Source organism: Plantactinospora sp. A48, assembly GCF_055793945.1.
This window is the reverse complement of record NZ_JBTIXF010000117.1, coordinates 1-5,209: the sequence shown is the minus strand read 5'-3', so window position 1 is coordinate 5,209 and position 5,209 is coordinate 1. Positions and strand designations below refer to the sequence as shown.

The 5,209-nt window shown below is 71.1% G+C and carries 5 protein-coding genes; 4 read left to right on the top strand and 1 reads right to left on the bottom strand.

Translation table 11 applies throughout. The annotated features are described in order from the left end of the window. Nucleotides 1-517 precede the first annotated feature (517 nt). The gene (locus ACXN5W_RS30100; protein ID WP_473161772.1) at nt 518-1,117 is read left to right on the top strand and encodes a TetR/AcrR family transcriptional regulator; all 600 of its coding nucleotides are present in this window, start codon (nt 518-520) and stop codon (nt 1,115-1,117) included. Further along, nucleotides 1,114-2,238: a serine hydrolase domain-containing protein gene (locus ACXN5W_RS30095; protein WP_473161771.1), complete on the top strand. Its 1,125-nt coding sequence runs from the start codon at nt 1,114-1,116 to the stop codon at nt 2,236-2,238. Before ACXN5W_RS30100 ends, ACXN5W_RS30095 begins: the two co-directional genes overlap by 4 nt. 144 nt (nt 2,239-2,382) lie before the next feature. Here the strand turns inward: ACXN5W_RS30095 and ACXN5W_RS30090 are convergent, their stop codons facing one another. Further along, nucleotides 2,383-3,219 carry a DUF3152 domain-containing protein gene (locus ACXN5W_RS30090; RefSeq protein WP_473161770.1) on the bottom strand — a complete coding sequence of 279 codons (837 nt, stop codon included), beginning with the start codon at nt 3,217-3,219 and terminating at the stop codon, nt 2,383-2,385. A 146-nt stretch (nt 3,220-3,365) separates the two neighbouring features. On the opposite strand from ACXN5W_RS30090, the gene ACXN5W_RS30085 reads away from it, so the two are divergent. Beyond that, nucleotides 3,366-3,755 carry an SCP2 sterol-binding domain-containing protein gene (locus tag ACXN5W_RS30085; RefSeq protein ID WP_473161769.1) on the top strand — a complete coding sequence of 130 codons (390 nt, stop codon included), beginning with the start codon at nt 3,366-3,368 and terminating at the stop codon, nt 3,753-3,755. Further along, the coding region (locus ACXN5W_RS30080) for an amylo-alpha-1,6-glucosidase (protein WP_473161768.1) at nt 3,752-5,209 on the top strand (1,458 nt) is incomplete at its 3' end. The genes ACXN5W_RS30085 and ACXN5W_RS30080, both read left to right, overlap by 4 nt.

The window sequence follows — 5,209 nt, the reverse complement described above, 5'->3', positions numbered from 1 at the left end:
ACGGGGCCGGCGATCAGTCCGCCGGTGATGCTCAGACCGGCGATGCTCAGCAGGCTCTTACGCAGCAGGGTGTTACGCAGGATCGTGTTCATGGTGGGGGCTCCAATCCACGCAGGGGGTTGGGGGGTCCACGGTGCGACAACGCGGGGGGCCACGCGGGCGCGGGCAGAAGATCAAAGGGAGACTCGAACCGGCGGGAACACGGTTCCGGAAGGGGTGCCCGGGGAGGGCCTCCGGGGGATGGAGAACGCCCGACCCCGGGCACCAGACCGATCACAACCATGCCGGCCCGGATCGCATTCCCGGCCCGGACCAGCGCCGGTACTCGGTCGTACGGGGGATGTAACCACCGGCCGGCCCCCGGGATTCCGCCCGAGCCGTGTCCCCGGTCACCCCGAACCGGACATCACGTCACAACCTCGATGATCCTCGCTGATCTCGGACCAAGCGATACCGGGTTGCGCGGCAATCCTAGTGCCTCTAGGTTATTAACTAGTTCAACTAGCTAGGGGGGATCATGGCCCGGGTGGGGCTGACCGCCGAACTTCTCACCGAGGCGGCCGGGGATCTGGCCGACGCCATCGGCTTCGACAACATCACGGTCTCCGCGCTCGCCCGCCAGTTCGGCGTCGCCGACGCCAGCCTCTACTCACACGTCCGCAGCCTGGCCGACCTGCGTGCCCGGGTGGCTGTCGCCGCGGCCCGGGATTTCGCCGAGGTGCTGGCCCCGGCGGTCGCCGGCCGGTCCGGCCGGCAGGCGCTGGTGGCGTTCGCCGACGCCTACCGGGAGTTCGCGCTCACCCATCCCGGTCGGTACGCGGCCACCAACTTCCAACTACCCGCCGAGGTGATCGCCGGCTCGCCCGGTCACCTGAAGCTCATCGAGTACACCGCCGCCATGCTGCGCGGGTTTCCGCTCGACGAACCGGACCGCACCGACGCCGTCCGGCTGCTGCGCAGCATGTTCCACGGGTTCGTCGCGCTGGAGGCGTCGTCCGGTTTCGGGCACCCTCGCGACGTCACCGCGTCCTGGCGGGCGGCCGTCAATGCCCTCGGCCAGCTGTTAGAGCGTTGGCCCGGCCGGGCCGACACACCCGACGGAGGTAACCGACCATGACCGGACGCTGGACCGACCCGCGCGCAACCGACCTGCGCGACCGGGTGACCGGGACCATCGACGAGCTGACCGCCGCCGACCCGGCCGCCGGTATCCAGGTGGCGGCCTACCTGCACGGCGAGGTCATCCTCAACGTCTGCTCGGGCGTTGCCGACCCGGTCACCGGACGGCCGCTCGGTACCGACACGCCGATCTTCAGCTACTCCCTCGGCAAGGGCCTGACCGGCACCGTCGTTCACGTCCTCGCCGAACACGGTGCCCTGGACTACGACCTGCGGGTCGCCGACGTGTGGCCGGAGTTCGGTCGGCACGGCAAGCGGGACATCACGCTCAGCCAGGTCCTCACCCACACCTGCGGGCTGCCCGAACTGCCGGCCGGCACCACCGCCGCCGAGCTGGCCGACTGGGACCACATGTGCGCGGTCCTCGCCGACAGCACGCCGGTGTGGGCACCCGGCACCCGGCAGGGCTACCACGTCTGGACCTACGGGTGGCTGGTCGGCGAGGTGGTCCGCCGGGTCACCGGCCGGCCCATCTCCGCCGTGCTGGCCGAGGAGGTCGCCAAGCCCCTCGGCGTCGAGGGCGAGCTGCTCTTCGGCGTACCCGAAGAGGAGCTGGACCGGCTCGCGCGGATGACCGACCGGGGTTGGTCTCCGGCGCTGGCGGCCCTCGCCGAGGCGCTGCCCAACTTCCCCCGCGCGGTGCCGGTCGGGGTCCGCCCGGACGCCGAGCTGGGCAACCGGCGCGACTTCCTGCGGGCCGACGTCCCGGCCGTCGGGACCGTCACCGCCCGCGCCGCCGCCCGGATGTACGCGGCCCTGCTCGGTGCGGTCGACGGGGTACGCCTGATCTCGCCGGACCGCCTCCGCCGGGTGGCCGCGGTGGCCACCACCGGACCGGACTGGACGTTCGGCGGGGATGTCACCCGGACCCTCGGCTACGGCATCACCGGCGACGGGGCGATGTTCGGTTACGACGGGCTCGGCGGCAGCGTCGCCGGTGCCGCGCCGGGGCTCGGATTGGCGTTCGCCGCGACCAGGAACGTGATCGCGGTGGGTGACGGCGATCCCCTGGAGGGGCTCCGGGCGCTGGTCCTCGACGCGGTCGGCACCGGCGGCTGATCCGGATCAGATCACCGGCCGCCGTCGTTGATCAGGCTGCACCGGCCGCCGGAACCGATCCGACCGGCAGCCGTGGCTGAGCCGGCTCCGCCGGGCAGCGGGCCGGGGCGCCTCACCAACCGGCCGGCCCGCGGGCCGGGCGGATCAGCCGTTCGGCACGTCGTCGTGGTAGGCCCCGGACGGGCCGGCGTAGGACCGCCCGGCGACCAGCGGCCACGAGTTGGCGGTGCAGCCGTGCAGCCCGAGGGTCTGCTGCTGCATGACCGGCGCCGGCCGGCCCCGGCCCGGACACCGCTCGTGTCCGTGTCCCAGCCGATGGCCGACCTCGTGGCTGATGACGTAGTTCCGGTAGTCGGACAGCGGGGCGCCGTAGTTCGGCACGCCGTGCGCCCACCGGGCGACGTTGATGACCACGGCGTTTCCGTTACGGCAGGAGGTGTACCGGTCGGCGGGGTTGGTGCACAACCGGCCCCGGGTGACCGGGGTGGCCAGGTAGATCGTGAAATCGTACGAGGCTGCGGGGCCGACCCGTTGCAGCCGCCAGCGGCCGGTGGCGGTCCAGCCACGCGGGTCGGCCAGCACCCGGGAGACATCGGCGCCGAATCCGGCCACCGACACCCCGATCCCCTTCTCGACCAGGACCCGGTACCGCAGCAGGCGGCCTCGGTGGCCGGCCGGTGGGCCTCCGCCGGGGGCCTGGACCCAGCTCCCGTGACCGTCCCGGGGGTAGGTCACCACGGCCCCCTCCCCCGCCCCGGGGTCCGGTCGGACCCCGAGGGTCCGGTCCGGGCCGCTGACCGGGGCCCGGCCGGACACCGACGACGATCCGCCGGCCGGGGAGGTCGCCACGGGCGCTCCCCGCAGCGCGGGCGGGGCCTGCGGGGCGGCGGCCTCCCCCGGACGCGGGGACGTCGGGCCGCAGCCGGCGACGAGGACGGCCAGCAGGACCAGGGGTCCGAGGAACAACGTACGAGGGCTCACAGCACACACATGCCCGGAACGGCGTTGGTTGTTTCATCCGGTCCGGGTGATGTCCGGGCACCATCCGGCGGGTGATGCTCCGCGAGGGACCTGAACACCGCCGGAGATACCACCCGTCACCACCCGTCACCGCCGGAGGGGCAGCGATGACCGAGTCGACCGTCGACTTCTTCCACCAGCTCGGCTCGGCCGCTTCGGCGTTGCCGCCGAGGTACCACGGCAGCCTACGGTTCGACGTCGCCTGTGACAGCCGTACCGAGCACTGGGGGCTGATCTTCGACCACGGGCGGGTCGAGGTGTTCCGGGACGACCGGGTCACCGACTGCGTGGTCCGGACGAACCGCGACATGTTCGACCGGATGCTGAGCGGACGGGGTGGCCTCTACGCCGCGCTGCTGCGTAACCAGGTGAGCGTCGAAGGGGATCTCACCCTCCTCACGCCGTTGCGAATGCTGCTGCCCGGACCTCCGGGAGCGGGCCACCCGGTACGGCGAAGGCTGACCGGGACGAGCGAAGACCACGGGGAGTCGGCATGAGCGCGGCGATGGCCGAGGGCGGCCTGGATGACTACGTCAGCATCCTCAACGGCAACAACTTCCTGCTCAGTAACGACCGCGGCGACGTCTGCCCGGTGGAGGGGGTGCCGACCGGGCTGTTCAGCTTCGACACGCGGTTCCTGTCCCGCTGGGAGCTGACCGTCAACGGCGAACACCTCAACCCGCTCTCGGTCGATGATCTCCAGTACTTCGAGGCACGGTTCTTCCTGGTGCCGGGCGCGGCGACGCACTACGTGGACGCGCAGGTCTCGGTGATCCGGCACCGGTGGGTCGGTGGCAGCTTCGACGAGGAGCTGACCGTGCTGAACCACTCCGAGGAGCCGATGGAGCTGCGGATCCGGGTCGAGATGGCCAGCGACTTCGCCGACCTGGTCCGGTTGCGGGAGGACATGCCCGACACCCGGATCGGTACGCTCCGCAGCCGGGTGGAGGCGGGCCGCCTGCGGATCAGCTACGAGCGGGAGAGCTTCTGCCGGGAGACCGTGGTGTCGAGCACCTGCCCCGGGCAGGTCGACGAGCGGGGCATGACCTTCGACATCCGGATCGACGGTCACGGCTCCTGGGTCACCGGTTTCCACGTCGACACCGTGGTGCAGGGACCACGCGGGCGGGACATCCGGGCCAGCCTCAAGGCGTTCCGCGACCAGCCCGATCCCGGCTTGCGGGCGGAACTGGACCGCTGGATGACCGAGGCGCCCCGGCTCACCAGCAATCCCGCCCACCTGCAACACATCTACCGGCGGAGCCTGGTGGACCTGTCGGCGCTGCGGTATTCCACGCTGGCGTTTCCGCACAAGGTGCCGGCGGCGGGACTGCCGTGGTTCATGACGATGTTCGGCCGGGACAGCATCTTCACCTGCCTGCAGACCCTCGCGTTCACGCCCGAGCTGGCCCCGGCGACGCTGCGGTCCCTGGCCACCACCGGTCACGGCGCGCACCTGGACGACTTCCGCGAGGAGGAGCCGGGCAAGATCCTGCACGAGATGCGGTACGGCGAGAGCGCCGCCTTCGAGGAAACTCCGTGTTCGCCCTATTTCGGCGCGGCGGACAGTACGTGTCTGTTCGTGATTCTGCTGGATGAGTACGAGCGGTGGAGCGGTGATACGGCGTTGGTGCGGGAGTTGGAGTTCGAGGCGCGGGAGGCGTTGCGGTGGATTGATGAGTACGCGGATCTGATGGGGAACGGGTACGTGTGGTACGAGCGGCGTAACACCCGTAACGGGTTGGAGAACCAGTGTTGGAAGGATTCGTGGGATTCGATTTCGTATCACGATGGGCGGTTGCCGGGGTTTCCTCGGGCGACGTGTGAGTTGCAGGGGTACGCGTATGACGCGAAGGTGCGGGGGGCGCGGTTGGCGCGGTTGGTGTGGGGGGATCCGGTGTGGGCGGATCGGTTGGAGGTGGAGGCGGCGGCGTTGAAGGAGCGGTTCAAT